Here is a 16,963-nt window from a genome sequence, read left to right on the forward strand (position 1 = left end):
CAGGCCCGGCAAGCCCCGCGAAAGGAGAACCCGTGGTACCGAGCCCCAGGCCGCGTCCGCCGGTCATGGCCGACGTGGCCAAGGAGGCCGGCGTGTCGCACCAGACGGTCTCACGGGTGCTCAACGACCACCCGAACGTCCGGGCCGACACCCGTGCCCGGGTGGAGGAGGCGATCGTCCGGCTGGGCTACCGGCGCAACCTGGTCGCCCGCGCGCTGGTCACCAAGCGGTCGCGCACCCTCGGGGTGGTGAGCTTCGACACCACCCTGTACGGCCCGGCCAGCATGGTCTACGGCATCGAGCAGGCGGCCAGGACCGCGGGTTACTTCGTCAGCATCGTGAGCCTGAAGTCGATCGACGCGGCCAGCGTCCGCGACGCGCTCGACTACCTGGCCGAGCAGAGCGTGGACGGGGTGGTGGTGGTCGCGCCGCAGCGCTCGGCCGCCTCCGCCCTGGAGAGCCTGCCGGCCGGGGTTCCGGCGGTCGTGGTCGAGGGCGCGCACGGCGCCGACGTCTCCGCGGTCTGCATCGACCAGGTCGAGGGCGCCAGGCTCGCCACCCAGCACCTGCTCGACCTGGGCCACGAGACGGTCTGGCACGTCGCGGGGCCGTCCGACTGGCTGGAGACCGAGGGGCGCGTCGAGGGCTGGCGCTCGACGCTGGAGGCGGCCGGCCGGCCGGTGCCCGAGCCGCTGCCCGGCGACTGGAGCCCGCGCGCCGGGTACGCGGCCGGCCGGCGCCTGGCCGGGATGGACGGGGTCACCGCGGTGTTCGCCGCCAACGACCAGATGGCGCTGGGCGTGCTGCGCGCGCTCAGCGAGGCCGGGGTGCCCGTCCCCGGGCGGATCAGCGTCGTGGGCTTCGACGACATCCCCGAGTCCGAGTTCTTCTCGCCGCCGCTCACCACGGTCCGGCAGGACTTCGACGTGGTGGGCCGCCACTGCATCGAGGTGCTGCTGCGGCAGATCGACGCCGGGCCGGCGGCGTACGAGCGCATGGTGGTGCGTCCCAGCTTCGTCGTCAGGTCCAGCACCGCGCCGGCCCGATAGCCGGCAGGCGAACAGACAACTCTCTGGAGTGCAATGTGAACGCTAACAAGTTCGTGGTCGGAGTGGACTTCGGCACGCTGTCGGGGCGCGCGGTCGTCGTCCGCGTGGCCGACGGCGCGGAGCTGGGCAGCGCCGTCCACGAGTACGCCGAGCGCGTCATCGAGCACACGCTCCCCGGCACCGGCGTGCGGCTCGGCCCCGACTGGGCGCTGCAGTCGCCGCGCGACTGGCTGGACGTGCTGCGCGTGGCCGTGCCCGGGGCCCTGGCCGCCGCCGGGGTCGCCGCCGAGGACGTGATCGGCATCGGCACCGACTTCACCGCCTGCACCGTCCTGCCGACCACGGCCGACGGCACGCCCCTGTGCTTCGAGACGCCCGAGCAGCCGCACGCCTGGCCGAAGTTGTGGAAGCACCACGCCGCCCAGCCGCACGCCGACCGCATCAACGAGCTGGCCGCGCGGCGGGGCGAGAGCTGGCTGCCGCGCTACGGCGGCAAGATCTCCTCGGAGTGGGAGTTCGCCAAGGCCCTGCAGGTCCTGGAGGAGGCCCCCGAGGTGTACGCCAGGGCCGAGCGCTGGATCGAGGCGGCCGACTGGATCGTCTGGCAGCTGTCCGGCGTCGAGAGCCGCAACATCTGCACCGCCGGCTACAAGGGCGTCTTCCAGGACGGGAGCTACCCCTCCGAGGACTTCCTCGCCGCGCTCAACCCGGGCTTCTCCGGCTTCGCCGGCAAACTGGCGACCGGCGTGGTCGGCGACGACGTCGGCGGCGTCATCCTGGCTCCCCTCGGCGGCCTGGCCGGCGTGCTGACGGCGCGGGCGGCCGGATGGACCGGCCTGCCCGAGGGCATCGCCGTGGCCGTCGGCAACGTGGACGCCCACGTCACCGCCGCCGCCGCGGACGCCGTGCGCCCCGGCCAGATGGTGGCCATCATGGGCACCTCCACCTGCCACATCATGCCCAGCGACCGGCTGGCCGAGGTGCCCGGGATGTGCGGTGTCGTCCGGGACGGCATCGTGCCCGGCCTGTGGGGCTACGAGGCCGGCCAGTCCGCCGTGGGCGACATCTTCGCCTGGTACGTCGACACCTTCGGCACCGACGGCCACGAGCGCCTGACCGAGCTGGCCGAGCGCCAGGCCGTCGGCGCGCACGGGCTGGTCGCGCTCGACTGGTTCGGCGGCAACCGTTCGGTGCTCGTGGACCACGACCTGTCCGGCGTGATCGTCGGCCAGACCCTCGCCACCAGGCCCGAGGACGTCTACCGCGCGCTCATCGAGTCCACCGCGTACGGCGCCCGCATGATCGTCGAGACGTTCGAGAAGTCCGGCGTGCCCGTGGAGGAGTTCGTGGTCGCCGGCGGGCTGCTGAAGAACCGCTTCCTCATGCAGGTCTACGCCGACGTGCTGCGCCGCCCGCTGTCGGTCATCGGCTCCGACCAGGGCCCCGCGCTCGGCTCGGCCGTGCACGCGGCCGTCGCCGCCGGCGCCTACCCGGGCATCGAGGAGGCCGCCGCGGCGATGGGCAAGCGCACGCGGGCGGCGTACGTGCCGGACGAGGCCCGCGCCGACGCCTACGACCGCCTGTACGCCCAGTACCGCGACCTGCACGACCACTTCGGGGACGGGCGCATGCTGCACACCCTCCGCGCGATCAGGAACGAGGCCGCCAAGTGAACCACGAGGAAATGAGAGCGACCGTCGCCGGGCTGCACGCCGAGCTGGTGCACTACGGCCTGGTCGTCTGGACCGCGGGCAACGTCTCGGGCCGCGTCCCGGGCGAGGACCTGTTCGTCATCAAGCCGTCCGGGGTCTCCTACGACGAGCTGACCCCGGAGAACATGGTCGTCTGCGACCTCGACGGCAACCTCGTCGAGGGGGCCCACGCGCCCTCCAGCGACACCGCCGCGCACGCCTACGTCTACCGCGAGATGCCCGAGGTGGGCGGCGTCGTGCACACCCACTCGACCTACGCCTCGGCGTGGGCGGCCCGCGGCGAGCCCATCCCGTGCGTGCTGACGGCCATGGCCGACGAGTTCGGCGGCGAGATCCCGGTCGGCCCGTTCGCGCTGATCGGGGACGACTCCATCGGCCAGGGCGTCGTGGAGACGCTCAAGGGCCACCGCTCGCCGGCCGTCCTCATGCAGAACCACGGCGTCTTCACCATCGGCAAGGACCCCAAGGCCGCCGTCAAGGCCGCCGTGATGTGCGAGGACGTGGCCCGCACCGTCCACGTGTCCAGGCAGCTCGGCACGCCGCTGCCCATCGGCTCGGCCCACATCGACCGCCTGTACGACCGTTATCAGAACGTCTACGGACAGAGGAGCCCGCGTTGAACATCTGGTTTCTGACCGGCAGCCAGGGACTGTACGGCGAGGACACGCTGAGCCAGGTGGCCGAGCAGTCGCGGCGCATCGCCGAGCAGCTTCCCGTGCCCGTGCAGTGGCGGCCGGTGCTGACCGACGCCGCCGCGATCAGGCGCGTCATGCTGGAGGCCAACGCGGACGACGAGTGCGCCGGCGTCATCGCCTGGATGCACACCTTCTCCCCGGCCAAGATGTGGATCGCCGGTCTCGACGCGCTGCGCAAGCCGCTGCTGCACCTGCACACGCAGGCCGACGTCGAGCTGCCGTGGAGCTCCATCGACATGGACTTCATGAACCTCAACCAGGCCGCGCACGGCGACCGCGAGTTCGGGTTCGTGCAGACCCGGCTCGGCGTGCCGCGCAAGACCGTCGCCGGGCACGTCAGCGACCCGGCCGTCGGCGCGCGCGTCGAGGCGTGGGCGCGCGCGGCCAGGGGCTTGGCCGAGGTGCGGGCGCTGCGGCTGGCCCGCTTCGGCGACAACATGCGCGACGTGGCCGTGACCGAGGGCGACAAGGTCGAGGCGCAGCTGCGCTTCGGCGTCTCGGTCAACACCTACGGCGTCAACGAGCTGGTCGAGGCCGTGGACGCGGCCTCCGACGCCGACGTGTCGGCACTGGTCAAGGAGTACGCCGAGCTGTACCGGGTGGCGCCCGAACTGCTCGGCGAGCGCCAGGAGTCCCTGCGGTACGCCGCCAGGATCGAGCTCGGCCTGCGCGGCTTCCTGGAGCGCGGCGGCTTCCGCGCCTTCACCACGAACTTCGAGGACCTCGGCGGCCTGCGCCAGCTCCCCGGCCTGGCCGTGCAGCGCCTGATGGCCGACGGCTACGGCTTCGGCGGCGAGGGCGACTGGAAGACCTCGGTCCTGCTGCGCACCCTCAAGGCCATGAAGCCGGGCGGCACGTCGTTCATGGAGGACTACACCTACGACCTGACGCCCGGCAACGAGCTCATCCTCGGCGCGCACATGCTGGAGGTGTGCCCGTCCATCGCCGCCGGGACGCCGTCGTGCGAGATCCACCCGCTGAGCATCGGCGGGCGGGAGGACCCGGTGCGGCTGGTGTTCGACGCCGCGCCCGGCCCCGGCATCGTCGTCGGCCTGGCCGACATGGGCGACAGGTTCCGCCTGGTGGCCAACGAGATCGACGTCGTCGCGCCGCCGCAGCCGCTGCCGAAGCTGCCCGTGGCCCGCGCCGTCTGGTCGCCGCGGCCGGACCTGCGCACCTCGACCGAGTCGTGGCTGACCGCCGGCGCGCCGCACCACACGGTGCTGTCCACGGCCGTCGGGCGCGAGGAGCTGACGGACCTGGCCGACATGCTCGGCGTGGAGCTGCTGGTGATCGACAAGGACACCACGACGGCGCAGTTCACCAAGGAGCTGCGCTGGAACCAGGCGTACTACCGGCTCGCCCAGGGCTTCTAGTCCTCCGGCGGCTTCTTCGGGGCGTTCCTGCGCTGCTCCTCGGCACGTTCGCGGCAGCGGCGCAGGAACTCCGCGTCGTCGTCGGGGTCGGTGGCGGCGAACCGCCCCGGGCGGTCGTACTCGGGGAACGCGCTCGGCCGCGAGGTCGCCTGCGGGGCACGTTCGGGACGGCCGGCCACGAGCCAGATGACCGAGCCGACCAGCGGGAACAGCAGGACCACCAGCACCCATACGATCTTGGGCAGGTTCCTGCAGACCGCGTCCGGCGTGGTGATCACGTCGAAGAGGCAGTAGAGCCACAACACGAGGGTGGCCAGGCCCATGGCCTCGGACAGATACAGCACGGGGCCGAACGTAGTGACGGGCGGGGGAGACGGCAAGGGAAACCGGATGAATAGGGTGAAGCCGTGATGTTGACCAACTGGGCGGGCAACACCGCCTTCCGGGCGCGGGCCGTCCACCATCCCGCCTCGCTCGACGAGCTGCGCGGCCTGGTGGCCGGGAGCGACCGGGTGCGGGCCCTGGGCAGCGGTCATTCCTTCAACGACGTCGCCGACACCACCGGCGACCTCGTCGTGCTTGACCGCATGCCCGCCACGATCGAGATCGACAGCGCGGCGCGCAAGGTCCGGGTCGCGGCCGGCACCACGTACGCGCGGCTGGCCGAGGCGGTGCACGCGGCCGGGTTCGCGCTGGAGAACATGGCCTCGCTGCCGCACATCTCGGTCGCCGGCTCGGTCGCGACCGGCACGCACGGCTCCGGCGACGCCAACCGCTGCCTGGCCGCCGCCGTGTCCGGGCTGGAGCTGGTCACCGCCGACGGCTCGCTGCTCTCGTTGTCCCGCGGGGACGACGACTTCGCCGGCGCGGTCGTCGCGCTGGGCGCCCTCGGCGTCGTCCACACGCTGACGCTCGATCTCGTACCGGCCTTCGAGCTGCGGCAGTACGTCCGCGAGGGCCTGACGCCCGACGCGCTCGACGGGTTCGACGACATCATGGCCGGCGGCCACAGCGTCAGCCTGTTCACCGACTGGCGCGACACCAGGATCTGGCTGAAGCGCCGCGAGGAGTTCACCGCCGGCTCCTGGCACGGCACCCGCCCCGCCCCCGAACCCCGCCACCCGCTGCCCGGGATGCCCGCCGACGCCTGCACCACGCAGCTCGGCGTGCCGGGCCCCTGGCACGAGCGGCTGCCGCACTTCCGGCCCGACGCTCCGCCGAGCGGCGCCGGCGACGAGCTCCAGTCGGAGTTCCTGCTGCCCCGCGCGCACGCGGTGGCGGCGCTGCGCGCGCTGTACGCCGTCGGCGACCGCGTCCGCCCGGCCCTGCAGATCTCCGAGGTGCGCACGATCGCCGCCGACGACCTGTGGCTCAGCCCGTTCCGCGACCGCGACAGCGTCGGCGTGCACTTCACCTGGATCAGGGACGTCGCCGCCGTGCTCCCGGCGATCGACCTGGTCGAGCGGACGCTCGCCCCCTTCGACCCGCGGCCCCACTGGGGCAAGCTGTTCATCCGCCGCCCCGCCTGCCCCGCCGGCTTCCGCGAGCTGGCCGGGCGGCTGGACCCGGCGGGCAAGTTCGCCAACGACTTCGTCCGGCTACTGCTGGGGGAGTAGCGGGCCGCGCCGGGCGTGCGCCCGCCGTCGTAGCGGGCCACCGGTCCGGCGGACGATGTGCCGGCCGGGCCGTCGCGGCATCGTGGAGCGCATGACCGATCACCCGTTCAGATTCGGGGCCGTCGCCGGTTACGCCCCCACCGCGCAGGCCTGGACCGGGCTGGCCCGCAGGGTCGAGAGCCTGGGCTTCTCCACCCTGCTCGTCCCGGACACGCTCGGGACGCTGTCGCCGTTCGCCGCCGCGGCCGCGGCCGCCGCCGTCACCTCGACGTTGCGCGTCGGCACGTACGTGGTCAGCGCCCCGTACCGCACGCCCGAGACCGTCGCCTGGGAGACCGCCACCCTGCACACGCTCACCGGCGGACGCTTCGAGCTCGGGCTGGGCGCCGGCCGTCCGGGCGCCGAGCAGGACGCGGCGGCGCTCGGCGTGCCGTTCGGCACCCCGGCCGAGCGCGTGCTCCGCCTGGCCGCCACGATCGACGCGGTCAAGGACGTGCCGATCCTGGTCGCCGCGACGGGCGCCCGCGTGCTCGGCCTGGCCGCGCGCAAGGCGGACACGGTGGCGCTCGGCGTGCCGCCGCAGCACACCGAGGACCAGCTCGCCGCCAAGCTGGACGAGCTCTACGAGCTGGCCGGCGACCGCTTCCACGACCTGGAGCTCGGCATGAACCTGGTGGCCGCCGGCGGCGAGCCGCCCGCCTGGCTGGCCGGCCGCTTCGGCCCGCTCGGCCCCGAGGCCACCGGCCTGCTCACCGGCACCCCCGACGAGATGGCCGACGTCCTGCGGCGGCGCAGGGACCGGCTCGGGATCTCGTACGTGACGGTGAACGCCCAGTTCGTCGACGCCTTCGCGCCCGTCGTGGAACGGCTGGCCGGTACCTGACGGAAGCTGACAGGTAAGACCGGCAGGATGGCTCCCATGACCGCACAGGGAACCTTCGACACCGCCGGCTGGGACGCCAAGCCGCCCTTCGACGACCGCGACGGCGTCGCGCTCGGCCTCGTCAGCATGACCAAGACCTTCCACGGCGACCTGACCGGGACGAGCGTCGTCCATCTGATGGTGGCCTCGACCCCGGTGGAGGAGTCGCGCGCGTACGTGGCGATGGAACGCATCGAGGGCACCCTGGAGGGCCGCAAGGGCGGCTTCGTCGTGGCGCACCAGGCGCTGAGCGACCGCGGCGGGCAGTCGCTCACCATCACGATCGTGCCCGACTCGGGCGTGGGCGAGCTGACCGGCATCACGGGACGGATGAACATCACCATCGCCCCGGACGGCTCGCACTCCTACACCCTGGACTACGAGCTGCGGGAGAGGGAGTGACCCGGGCGAACGCCCGGGTGGATGAGGGGTGGAGCTATGGGGATTCGAACCCCAGACCTCCTCCATGCCATGGAGGCGCGCTACCAACTGCGCCATAGCCCCTTGCTGCGGTCACAAGTGTATCGGACTCCGGGACCCGCGACACACATGCGCGTACCAGGCATACGCTGAGTCAAATCTTGCTACTCTCCGTGCCATGTCCAGCGTGCAGGCCGTCCCGTTGACCCCGCGGTGCGCGAAGATCCTCGCCGCTCGTGAGCATGCCGTCGTCGAGGTCAGCGCGTTCAACGGGTTCTTCACCCTGCGGGCCATCCGCAGCCTGCTGGAGTGGGCGACCCGCACGTTCACCGGCGTGCACGTGCTCGTGCCGGGCGTCGAGCTGGCCGGCACGCTGGTCGCGCGCGGGCTGCCGTCCGGGGCGGCGCTGATCAAGGCGCGGTCGGCGGCCAACAACACGCGCAACCGGGTGATCCGGGTGCTCGAAGGCATGGGCGCGGCCAACGCCACCGTCTTCGACTGGAACGAGCTGGCCGGCAACCGCGCCTACCGGCGCTCCCGTCGGGAGCTGGAGCGGCTGGCCGCCAAGGACGCCGCGTTCCGCGCGCGCTGCGTGGCGGCGGTGCTGCCGCTTGTCGGCGGCCGGGAGCTCACCCCCGAGCAGGCCGCGAACGCGCTGCCCTTCCTGCTGGCCGGGCTGCCGCTGGTGCTGAACAGCCCGGCGATCCTGCGCACGGGCTCGTCGGTGTTCTGCCACCCTGAGCCCATGCCGCTGGTGGGGGAGCTCTACGCGGGCACACTGCCCGTCTCGCGCTCGCCCCACCAGGGCTTCGTCGCCTCCCGGCCGGCCCCCGACCCCGCCTGACCCCGGCGGGCGGTCAGCCGACCGAGCGGGCCATGTCGATCAGCCTGACCAGCTCGGCGACCATCGGGTCCTCCGAGCTCCCCGACAGGCGCTCGGCGTGCTCGCGCAGCGCCGGCAGGTCAAGGCCGAACGCCTTCCTGTCGCGCAGGTAGACCGCGAAGGCCGCGACGACCACGTCCACCTGCAGCCGGATCGGCGTGCCGGTCCAGATCGAGGGCTTCAGGTCGTCGGCCCGCAGCGACTTGCCGGCCTCGGAGGCCGCCCGGGTGTCGGGGTCCAGCCAGCGCACGGTCGCCTGGGCGAGCTGTCCACGCGCGCCCGGCTTGAGGTGGAGGGCGTACAGGGCCGTGACCGAGTGGCCGGGGCCGATCTCGCCGCCGTCGCGGCTGTCGTCGCGGAACTCCTCGGCCGACATCGCGCGGTTCTCGTAGCCGATGAGCTGGTAGCTCTCCACGACCGAGGGGTTGAAGACGACCTGCGCCTTGGCGTCGCGGGCCCGTACTTCGATGGTGGCCGGGAGCTGGGTGGTGAAGACCTTCTCGGCCTCCTGCTCGGAGTCCACGTAGACGGCCATGCCGTCGCCGTTGTCGGCGAGCTGCTCCATCAGCTCGTCGCCGTATTCGCGGCCGACGCCGACGGTGAGCAGCGTGACCTGCTTGCCCGCGTACTCCTTGACCTGCTCCACGATGGTCCGCCACTCGGTGTCGCCCTGGTTGGCCAGGCCGTCGGAGAGCAGGACGACCCGGTTCGTGGCGGCGGCCCGGAACGCCTGGGACGCCTCGCGGTACCCGGTCAGGACGCCGCTCTGCAGGTTCGTGCCGCCGGCGGTGGCCAGCTCGTCCACCGCGGCGTGGAGCTGGCTCCTGGCGGTGAGCGGCGTCATGGAGGCCAGCACCTCGGCCTCGTCGCTGAAGGCCACGAGCGACACCTGGTCGCCGGGCGCGAGCTGGTCGAGCAGCTTGTGCAGGGCCGACTTGACCAGGTCCAGGCGGCCGGTCTCGGCCATCGAGCCGGACACGTCGACCACGAACGTGAGGTTGGCCGGGCGGCGCGCGCCCGGGTCGGAGGCGCGGGTCTGCAGGCCCACGCGGAGCACGGCCTCGTCGCGGGCGGGCAGCCGCGCGCCGTCCACGTGCACGGCGAAGCCGTCGTCGGAAGGCTGCGGGTAGTCCTGCCCGAAGGCGTTGACCCACTCCTCGGGGCGGATCTCGCCGGGCGCGGGCCAGCGGCCTTCCTGGAGCGTACGGCGGGCGTAGCCGTACGAGGCGGTGTCCACGTCCAGGGCGAAGGTGGAGATCTGCGCCGTGGTCGTGTCCTTCTCGGATTCCTGGGTGCCGGCCGGGGACGCGCTCGGCGCGGGCTGCCGCTGCGTGTCGGACAGGGGGGCCCGCGCGGCGCTGCCGCTGGACGATCCGCCGGAGCCGCCGCACGCGGCGAGTCCGAGAAGCGCGGCGAGCCCGACGCTGATGGCCAGGGGACGAATGGCTAAGGGGCGACATCTCATCGCAACCACCTCCGCGTCCTATGACGGAGATCCGTGTGGCAGCGGCCGGGCCGGAGACGCAAGCGAGCACAAACCGCGATCGTCACGTGATCAGTTGTGACAAATCAGAATTGATGGGATGGGCGGGGATGTGCGGCGCGGACGGTCGCGCGGGCCCGGAGGAGGCCGCCGTCTCCCCGTTGTTACCGGCCGTCGCCCGGTCGTTATCGGCCTTCGCCCGTTCGTCGGCCGGTCGTCCTCACCAGTGGAGCAGGAGCAGTTCGGCGGAGAAGCCGGGGCCCAGGGCCATCAGGACGGCGGGCCGGCCGGAGTGCCCGCGGGTCTCCTGGAGCACGTGGAGCACCGAGACCGACGACAGGTTCCCGTACGTCCGCAACGACCGCCACGTCACGTCCAGCGCCCCGGGGTCGAGGTCGAGGCTCTGCACGATCTTGTCGATGACCTTGGGGCCGCCGGGGTGGCAGATCCAGGTCGGCACCTGGTCGGGGGTCAGGCCGTAGTCGGCCAGGAAGGCCCTGATGTCGTCGGCCAGCACCTGGTCCACGAAGTGGGTGAGGTCGGCGTCGAGCACGATGTGGAAGCCGTGGTCGCCCACCTCCCATCCCATCAGGTGCTCGGTGTCGGGGTAGAGCCTGCTGCGGGTGGCGACGACCTCGGGGCCCCGGCCGCGCCCGGTGGCGACGACGGCCGCCGCGCCGTCCCCGAACAGGCCGCTGGCGATCATGTTGGCGATCGAGGAGTCGTCGCGCTGGATGGTCAGCGAGCACAGCTCCACGCACACCAGCACGGCGGCGTGATCGGGCCAGCCGCGCAGGTAGTCGTGCAGACGCGACAGGCCCGAGGCCCCGGCCGCGCAGCCGAGGCCGAACACGGGCACCCGCTTGACGTCGCCGCGCAGCCCGAGGCGCTGGGCGAGCCTGGCGTCCAGCGAGGGCGTGGCCAGGCCGGTGGTCGAGCAGAACAGCAGGTGGTCGATCTTCCCCGGCGGCACGTCGGCCTTTTCGAGGGCGCCTCGGACGGCCTGCTCGCCCAGGTCGAGGGCGATCTCGACGTACATGGCGTTGGCGCGGGCGAAGGAGTCGAGCTTGGTGTAGCCGTCCAGCGGGAGTGCGAGGTTGCGGCCCACGACGCCGGTGGCCGCGTGGAAGCGCCGCAGCAACTCCTCGTCGCAGTCCGTCAGACGGGAGAACGCTTCGGTGATCTCCGCCTGCTCGTAGCGGTGATCGGGGAAAACGGTCTCTACCCCCGAAATATGCATATATCACTCCTGCCGCAGGGAGGGGAGCGCTAACCTGCTCGCGCCGGATATGGGCGGTTAATATGCGTATGTGCCGCTTCCGACCTCCGGCCGACCGCCCATGATCTCCGCCGCCCCGCTACCGGCCCCCGCCCCGCTACCGGCCCCCGCCCCGCTACCGGCCCCCGCCCGGCTGCCGGTTCCCGCCCGGTTGCCCACGGTCGCGGTGCTGGCCTTCGACGGGATGGCGCCGTTCGAGCTGGGGTGCGTCGTGGAGTTCTTCGGGCTGCCCAGGCCCGAGCTGGACGTCCCCTGGTACGACCTGAAGGTGTGCGCCGAGACCGCCGAGCCGCTGCGCGTGGTCGGCGGGTTCACCATGCAGGCCGGGCACGGGCTCGACATCCTGGCCGGGGCCGGGACGGTGATCGTGCCCGGCGTGGCCGACGTCCGGGGCGAGGTCTCCGGCGAGCTGGTCGAGGCGCTGCGCCAGGCCCACGGCCGGGGCGCCCGGATGGTGTCGATCTGCTCCGGCGCGTTCGCCCTGGCCGCCGCCGGTCTCCTGGACGGCCGCGAGGCCACCACCCACTGGAAGTACGCCGACCTGCTCCAGCGGCGTTTCCCCGCCGTCCGCGTCAACCCCTCCGTCCTGTACGTGGACGGCGGCGACGTGCTGACCAGCGCGGGCAGCGCCGCCGGCCTCGACCTGCTGGTCCACCTGGTACGCACCGACCACGGGCCGAACGTGGCCAACGCGGTGGCCCGCCGCCTGGTCGTCGCGCCGCACCGGGAGGGCGGTCAGGCCCAGTTCATCGAGGCCGCCGTCACGCCGGTGGCCGACGACGGCGGCGTGGCCAGGGCGATGGGGTGGGCGCTCGACCACCTGGCCGAGCCGATCGGCGTGGCGGACCTGGCCGCGGTGGCGCACATGTCGCAACGCTCGTTCATCAGGCACTTCAAGCGGCAGACCGGGACCAGCCCGCTGCGGTGGGTGATCTCGCAGCGGGTGGCCGCGAGCCTGCCGATGCTGGAGTCGACGGCGGCGCCGGTGGAGGAGGTCGGGGCGGCGGTCGGGTTCGAGAGCCCGGCGACGTTCCGCCACCACTTCACCCGCGCGATGCGCACCTCCCCTTCCGCCTACCGCCGCGCCTTCGGCCCCTGACTCAACCCCTCGCCGTGTGGCCGGGGAGCAGGCCGTCCACCAGGGCGCGCAGCCCCAGCTCGTAGGTGTCCGCGGCGGTGAGCTCGGCCCAGCGGCCGCCCAGCTCGGCCAGGCGGGGCAGGGCCGCCGGGTCGAGGCCGGCGAAGACCTGGTCGCGGTAGGTCGGCCGGCCCTCCTCGCGCCTGCGCCCGGCCGCCGCGCGGATGGCGATCTCGCCGGCCGTGTAGTGCCAGATGATCCGGTAGAGGTGCACGGCGCGCTCGGCCGTCAGGCCCGCGTCGAGGGCCGCGTCGATGATCTTCTCCGGGTACCACAGCGCGCCGACCGCGAGCAGGTCGTCGGCGCGCAGCACGTCCACCGCCCAGGGACAGCCGGCCACCCCGTCGCGCATGGCCAGGGCCACCACGACCACGCGTTCGCGCGGGTCGGCGGGCAGGTCGGGGCGCGGCAGCCCGGCCGCGTACTCGTCGAGCAGGAGCAGCAGGAGCTCCTCCTTGTCGCGGACGTGGTGGTAGAGCGCCATCGGCGTGCTGCCGACCTCCTTGGCCAGCCTGCGCATGGTCAGCCCGCCGACGCCGTCGGCCTCGATGACCCGGTGCGCCGCTGCCACGATGTCGGCCCGCGAGATCCGGGGCGGCCTTCCAGTGCGTGCGGGCATGCCGTCATGTTACTTTCTATACATGTATAAAAAGACATCGCCGTGGACGACGGTGGTGGTCCTGGCGTTCGCCGTCGCCGTCGGGTCACTCCAGATGACCGTCGTCGTCCCGCTGCTCCCGCTGCTCCAGAGGCAGTTCGGCGCGTCGTCCACCTCCGTCTCCTGGACGCTCACCGCCGGCCTGCTGTCCGGCGCGGTCGCGATCCCGCTGCTGTCCCGGCTCGGCGACATGTACGGCCGCCGCGCCGTCGCCCTGTCCGCGCTCGCCCTGCTCGTGGCCGGTTCGGCGGTCGCCGCGCTGTCCGGCACGCTCGGCGCGGTCGTCACCGGACGGGCGCTGCAGGGCGTGTCCGCCGCGCTGCTCCCGCTGGCCATGGGGCTGGCCAGGCAGGCGGTCCCCGCCCAGCGGCTGGCCACGGCGATCGGCGTGCTGAGCGCCACCATCGGCGTGGGCAGCGGCGGCGGCATGATCCTGGCCGGGCTGGTGGGCGGCGACCACCGGGCCATGTTCTGGATCCTGGCGGCGCTGGGCGCGCTGAGCCTCGTCCTGGTGGCGGCGCTGGTGCGAGAGGCGGCGCCGGCCGGACGCGCGGGGCGTCCCGACCTGGTGGGGGCCGTGCTCGTCGCCGGGTGGCTGGTCTGCCTGCTGCTCGCGATCAGCAAGGGCGGCGCCTGGGGCTGGACGTCGCCGCCGACGCTGGGGCTGCTCGCGGGGGCGGTCGTGCTCGCGGTCGCGTGGGTGGTCACGGCCCGGCGCACCGCCTCGCCGCTGATCGAGATCCCCATGCTGCTGCACCGCGGCACGGTCGGGGCCACGGTGGCCTCGTTCCTCATCGGGTTCGCGCTGTTCGGGGCGATCACCACGCTGTCGGCGGTCGCCCAGGGCTCTCTCGGGGCCTCGGTGCTGCAGGTGGGGCTGTACCTGCTGCCGACCACGGTGCTGATGCTCGCCGTCTCGATGCTGGCCGGGCCGCTGATGCGGCGCTTCCCGGCCGCGGCGCTGGTCTCCGGCGGCTCCGCGCTGGTCACCGCCGCCGCGGTGTGGCTGGCGGTCTTCCGCGACACCGCGGCCGACCTGTACGGGGCCGCCGCCGTCCTCGGCCTCGGCGTCGGCCTGGTGTACGCGGCGCTCGGCACGATGGCCGTCGAGCACGTCGAACCGGCCAAGACCGCGGCGGCCGGAGGGGTGAACGCGCTGGTCAGGGTCGTGGGCAGCAGCGTGGCCGGAGCCGTCGGCGCGGCCGTGTCGGCCGCCGGGGGAGCGGGCTGGAGCTTCGGCGTCGCCGCCGGGGCCGCCCTGCTGGCCGCCGTGTTCGCGGCCGTCCACCGGGCGAGGGCGGTGGCGTGGGCATGAGCGAGGAACAGCGCCTGATCGCGTGGGGCGACGAACTGGTCAAGCTGCACGACGGCTTCCGGCGGGAGCTGGCACGCCTGCGGGCCGGCGGCGACGGCTTCGACCTGCGTACGCACTGCCTGGCGTTCTGCGACGCCCTGCACGCCCACCACGAGGGCGAGGACGCGGTGCTGTTCCCGCACCTGGCCGCCGAGCGTCCCGAGCTGGCCGACGTCCTGGCCCGGCTGGGCGCCGAGCACCGCGTGGTTGCCCGGCTGGTCGCCCGCGTCCGCGACCTGGCCGGCGCGGGCGCGAGCGCGGGCGACGAGCTCGACCGGCTGGCCGCCGAGCTGGAGGCCCACCTGGACTACGAGGAGGAACAGCTCGTCCCGCTGCTGAACGGCATGACCTCGATGCCCGAGAACCTCTGAGCCCGCCGCCCGGCGTCAGCGGGTGACGGGCGGGTTGAAGCGGTGGTGTTCCGGCGGCGTCCAGCCCGCCCCGACCGTGCCGTCCACCTCCGTGTACGCGGTCAGCTCGAACCGCACCGACCGCTGCTCCGCCGTCCAGTCCACCTCCGCCCGGCCGGTCAGGTGGAGGGTCCGGCCGGCGTCCCAGTCGACGAACAGCAGCCCGGCGGCCGGGTCGAGCTCCAGGTTGCCGAGCGTCATGTACATGGAGTTGCCGACGTAGTCCGGGAACTCCAGCGACCCCGGCCCGGTCACCCGGACGAACCCCGGGTTGCCGCCGCGATGGGAGACGTCGGCCCCCAGGCCCGCGGCGCGGGTGGCGATGAAGAACGTGTCGGCCCGCTCGATCCACCCGACGTGGCCCGGCGCGAGCCGCGTCCCGCCGCCGACGACCTCCGGGACGCCGGGCGCGGCGGTGGGCTCACGGGCCTGGATGTACTTGGGGCAGTTGGAGTACACCTGCTCCGTCCAGACCACCAGGCCCTCGCCCGCCTGCACGGCGGTGCCGTTCACGCGCATCCGGCGCCGGGTGTGCGGCTCGATGGCCAGCAGCCCGATGTCGCGCTCCGCCGTGAACAGGCCCCGCAGCGGCGCCGCGGGCAGGGCGCGGACGGTGATCGTGCGGTCGTCGTCGGCGTCGGCGAACCCGGCCGACCCGGTCAGCACGTCGGCCCACACCTGGCCGAGGTCGTCGGCCGCGCCCGCGACCAGCAGGTGCTGCGCCCGCAGGAACGCGGCGGCCACCTCGGGGATCTCGGGTCGGGTGCGCGAGCTGCCGAACGCGCCCGGCGTCCGCACCCCGGCGCGGGCCTGGACGGCGATCTCGCCTGGATGTCTCATTTAGAAGAACCCGCAGGTGGGGGCGCCGGCGGTGGGAGCGGGACGATCGCCCGCCGCACCGGGGGCGGAGATCTCCAGCCGGATGCCGTCGGGGTCCTCGAAGAACACGCCGCCGGAGGAGGCGCCCTCGCCGTGCGGGACCACGCCGTCGTGGTGCAGCTTCGCGCCGACCTCCCTGACGACCTGCTCGGCCCTGCGCACCGCGTCGAGGTCCGCCACCTGGAAGGACAGGTGGTGCAGGCCGGGCAGGGCGGTGGGGAAGCGGCCGTCGCTCTGCTGCCAGAGCGTGACGACGAGCTCGCCGTCCTGGGCGAGGAGGGCGTAGCGGCGGCCGTCCTCGGCGGACTCGTGGGCGACGGTGAAGCCGAAGACGCGGCCGTAGAACTCCTTCGACCTGTCGAGGTCGGTGACGTTGAGCCCGACGTGCCCGGTCCGGAATGACATACGACTCTCCTCGTCCAACGGTTGCACGACTGATTGCCCGTTAGAAATCAATATAACGGCAAAAGTAGGTCGTTGGCGTTAGAGGAGGCTATTTCTTGTGCTCCCGGTAGTGCCTGGCCGCCCGCGCGCGGTTGCCGCACGCCGGTGAGCACCACTCCTGGCGCGGGTGCTCCTTGACGAAATAGAGCACGCAGCGCGGGGCCCCGCAGGTGCGGAGCAGGGCGCGGTCGGGCCCGGCCAGGAACTCCACCGCCGCGACGGCGAGCCGTCCCCGCAGGCGCGTGGACGGGTTCGCCTTGGTCGCGGGGGCCATGGTCAGCGCCGGCTCGCCGGTCCACGACAGTTGCGGGGCCGTGGGGGCGGCCAGGGCGGTCGCGTTGACCAGGGCCAGCGACTCGGCGAAACCGGGCAGGCCGGCCGCGTCCGCGACGCTCGGCGGTGCCGGGGCGATCGCCTTGGCCAGCAGCGCCCGGACGGCCTGGCGCAGCCGTACGGTCTGCTCGCGCAGTTCCTCCGTGGCGGTGAAGCCGGGCGGCACGTCCAGGTCGGCCGCGTGCTCGCGGAGCCATTCGGTCATCGCGGCGGCGTCGCGCAGTCGGTCGACGGGCCCGGAGCGGTCGGCCCTGACCGTGCCGGCGAACTCCATGGTCAGCGTGGTGGACATGCCTCCAATCTAACGCCAGC

18 protein-coding genes and 1 tRNA gene are annotated in these 16,963 nt (G+C 73.3%); 11 read left to right on the forward strand and 8 right to left on the reverse strand.

Features of this window, described 5'->3' with window-relative positions:
- Nucleotides 1-65 precede the first annotated feature (65 nt).
- From AB0J71_RS21865 to araA, 4 genes are read left to right on the forward strand one after another with little or no spacing between them, the layout of a single operon-like run.
- Complete coding sequence (locus tag AB0J71_RS21865) at nt 66-1,049, forward strand: LacI family DNA-binding transcriptional regulator (RefSeq protein ID WP_364393262.1); 984 nt, start codon at nt 66-68, stop codon at nt 1,047-1,049.
- A 53-nt stretch (nt 1,050-1,102) separates the two neighbouring features.
- Nucleotides 1,103-2,722 (forward strand): ribulokinase, encoded by a 1,620-nt coding sequence (araB, locus tag AB0J71_RS21870; RefSeq protein ID WP_364415808.1) that lies wholly within the window; start codon nt 1,103-1,105, stop codon nt 2,720-2,722.
- Between the two features lie 11 nt (nt 2,723-2,733).
- The gene (locus AB0J71_RS21875) at nt 2,734-3,381 is read left to right on the forward strand and encodes an L-ribulose-5-phosphate 4-epimerase (protein WP_364415708.1); all 648 of its coding nucleotides are present in this window, start codon (nt 2,734-2,736) and stop codon (nt 3,379-3,381) included.
- Nucleotides 3,378-4,832 (forward strand): L-arabinose isomerase, encoded by a 1,455-nt coding sequence (gene araA / locus AB0J71_RS21880; RefSeq protein WP_364415710.1) that lies wholly within the window; start codon nt 3,378-3,380, stop codon nt 4,830-4,832. The genes AB0J71_RS21875 and araA overlap by 4 nt, the downstream gene beginning before the upstream one ends.
- On the opposite strand, the gene AB0J71_RS21885 is transcribed toward araA, so the two are convergent.
- Nucleotides 4,829-5,176 (reverse strand): PLDc N-terminal domain-containing protein, encoded by a 348-nt coding sequence (locus AB0J71_RS21885; RefSeq protein WP_352324637.1) that lies wholly within the window; start codon nt 5,174-5,176, stop codon nt 4,829-4,831. The genes araA and AB0J71_RS21885 overlap by 4 nt on opposite strands.
- A 66-nt stretch (nt 5,177-5,242) precedes the next feature.
- Between AB0J71_RS21885 and AB0J71_RS21890 the strand changes: the two genes are divergently transcribed.
- The 3 genes from AB0J71_RS21890 to AB0J71_RS21900 all read left to right on the forward strand — a co-directional run bounded on the left by AB0J71_RS21890 (nt 5,243) and on the right by AB0J71_RS21900 (nt 7,772).
- Nucleotides 5,243-6,448, forward strand: coding sequence for an FAD-binding protein (locus AB0J71_RS21890; RefSeq protein ID WP_364415712.1), 1,206 nt, complete (start codon nt 5,243-5,245; stop codon nt 6,446-6,448).
- 91 nt (nt 6,449-6,539) lie between these two features.
- The gene (locus tag AB0J71_RS21895) at nt 6,540-7,331 is read left to right on the forward strand and encodes an LLM class flavin-dependent oxidoreductase (RefSeq protein WP_364415714.1); all 792 of its coding nucleotides are present in this window, start codon (nt 6,540-6,542) and stop codon (nt 7,329-7,331) included.
- Nucleotides 7,332-7,367: 36 nt separating this feature from the next.
- On the forward strand, nt 7,368-7,772 hold the full coding sequence (locus AB0J71_RS21900) for a DUF3224 domain-containing protein (protein WP_352324640.1): 405 nt from the start codon (nt 7,368-7,370) through the stop codon (nt 7,770-7,772).
- A gap of 29 nt (nt 7,773-7,801) precedes the next feature.
- On the opposite strand, the gene AB0J71_RS21905 is transcribed toward AB0J71_RS21900, so the two are convergent.
- Nucleotides 7,802-7,874, reverse strand: a tRNA-Ala gene (locus tag AB0J71_RS21905).
- A 94-nt stretch (nt 7,875-7,968) separates the two neighbouring features.
- Here AB0J71_RS21905 and AB0J71_RS21910 point away from each other — a divergent pair.
- Nucleotides 7,969-8,634 carry a tRNA-dependent cyclodipeptide synthase gene (locus tag AB0J71_RS21910; protein ID WP_352324641.1) on the forward strand — a complete coding sequence of 222 codons (666 nt, stop codon included), beginning with the start codon at nt 7,969-7,971 and terminating at the stop codon, nt 8,632-8,634.
- 13 nt (nt 8,635-8,647) lie between these two features.
- Here the strand turns inward: AB0J71_RS21910 and AB0J71_RS21915 are convergent, their stop codons facing one another.
- Together AB0J71_RS21915 and AB0J71_RS21920 are read right to left on the reverse strand one after the other, a co-directional pair.
- Nucleotides 8,648-10,138, reverse strand: coding sequence for a von Willebrand factor type A domain-containing protein (locus AB0J71_RS21915; RefSeq protein ID WP_352324642.1), 1,491 nt, complete (start codon nt 10,136-10,138; stop codon nt 8,648-8,650).
- A 238-nt stretch (nt 10,139-10,376) separates the two neighbouring features.
- The gene (locus AB0J71_RS21920; protein ID WP_364415716.1) at nt 10,377-11,396 is read right to left on the reverse strand and encodes a 3-oxoacyl-[acyl-carrier-protein] synthase III C-terminal domain-containing protein; all 1,020 of its coding nucleotides are present in this window, start codon (nt 11,394-11,396) and stop codon (nt 10,377-10,379) included.
- A 70-nt stretch (nt 11,397-11,466) separates the two neighbouring features.
- On the opposite strand from AB0J71_RS21920, the gene AB0J71_RS21925 reads away from it, so the two are divergent.
- Complete coding sequence (locus AB0J71_RS21925; RefSeq protein ID WP_364415718.1) at nt 11,467-12,534, forward strand: helix-turn-helix domain-containing protein; 1,068 nt, start codon at nt 11,467-11,469, stop codon at nt 12,532-12,534.
- A 1-nt stretch (nt 12,535) separates the two neighbouring features.
- On the opposite strand, the gene AB0J71_RS21930 is transcribed toward AB0J71_RS21925, so the two are convergent.
- Nucleotides 12,536-13,192 carry a TetR/AcrR family transcriptional regulator gene (locus AB0J71_RS21930; protein ID WP_352324645.1) on the reverse strand — a complete coding sequence of 219 codons (657 nt, stop codon included), beginning with the start codon at nt 13,190-13,192 and terminating at the stop codon, nt 12,536-12,538.
- Between the two features lie 22 nt (nt 13,193-13,214).
- On the opposite strand from AB0J71_RS21930, the gene AB0J71_RS21935 reads away from it, so the two are divergent.
- Both AB0J71_RS21935 and AB0J71_RS21940 read left to right on the forward strand, forming a co-directional pair.
- Nucleotides 13,215-14,546, forward strand: a complete 1,332-nt coding sequence (locus AB0J71_RS21935; RefSeq protein WP_364415720.1) for an MFS transporter — start codon at nt 13,215-13,217, stop codon at nt 14,544-14,546.
- The gene (locus tag AB0J71_RS21940; RefSeq protein WP_352324648.1) at nt 14,543-14,956 is read left to right on the forward strand and encodes a hemerythrin domain-containing protein; all 414 of its coding nucleotides are present in this window, start codon (nt 14,543-14,545) and stop codon (nt 14,954-14,956) included. Before AB0J71_RS21935 ends, AB0J71_RS21940 begins: the two co-directional genes overlap by 4 nt.
- Before the next feature lie 15 nt (nt 14,957-14,971).
- On the opposite strand, the gene AB0J71_RS21945 is transcribed toward AB0J71_RS21940, so the two are convergent.
- The 3 genes from AB0J71_RS21945 to AB0J71_RS21955 form a co-directional block, all read right to left on the reverse strand.
- Nucleotides 14,972-15,835, reverse strand: coding sequence for a pyridoxamine 5'-phosphate oxidase family protein (locus tag AB0J71_RS21945; protein ID WP_364415722.1), 864 nt, complete (start codon nt 15,833-15,835; stop codon nt 14,972-14,974).
- Entirely contained in the window at nt 15,836-16,279 is a 444-nt protein-coding gene (locus AB0J71_RS21950) for a VOC family protein (protein WP_352324651.1), read from the reverse strand.
- An 88-nt stretch (nt 16,280-16,367) separates the two neighbouring features.
- The gene (locus AB0J71_RS21955) at nt 16,368-16,943 is read right to left on the reverse strand and encodes an ABATE domain-containing protein (RefSeq protein WP_352324652.1); all 576 of its coding nucleotides are present in this window, start codon (nt 16,941-16,943) and stop codon (nt 16,368-16,370) included.
- Between the last annotated feature and the right edge of the window lie 20 nt (nt 16,944-16,963).

Origin of the sequence: Nonomuraea sp. NPDC049637, assembly GCF_040675235.1 — a bacterium.
Lineage (GTDB): Bacteria > Actinomycetota > Actinomycetes > Streptosporangiales > Streptosporangiaceae > Nonomuraea.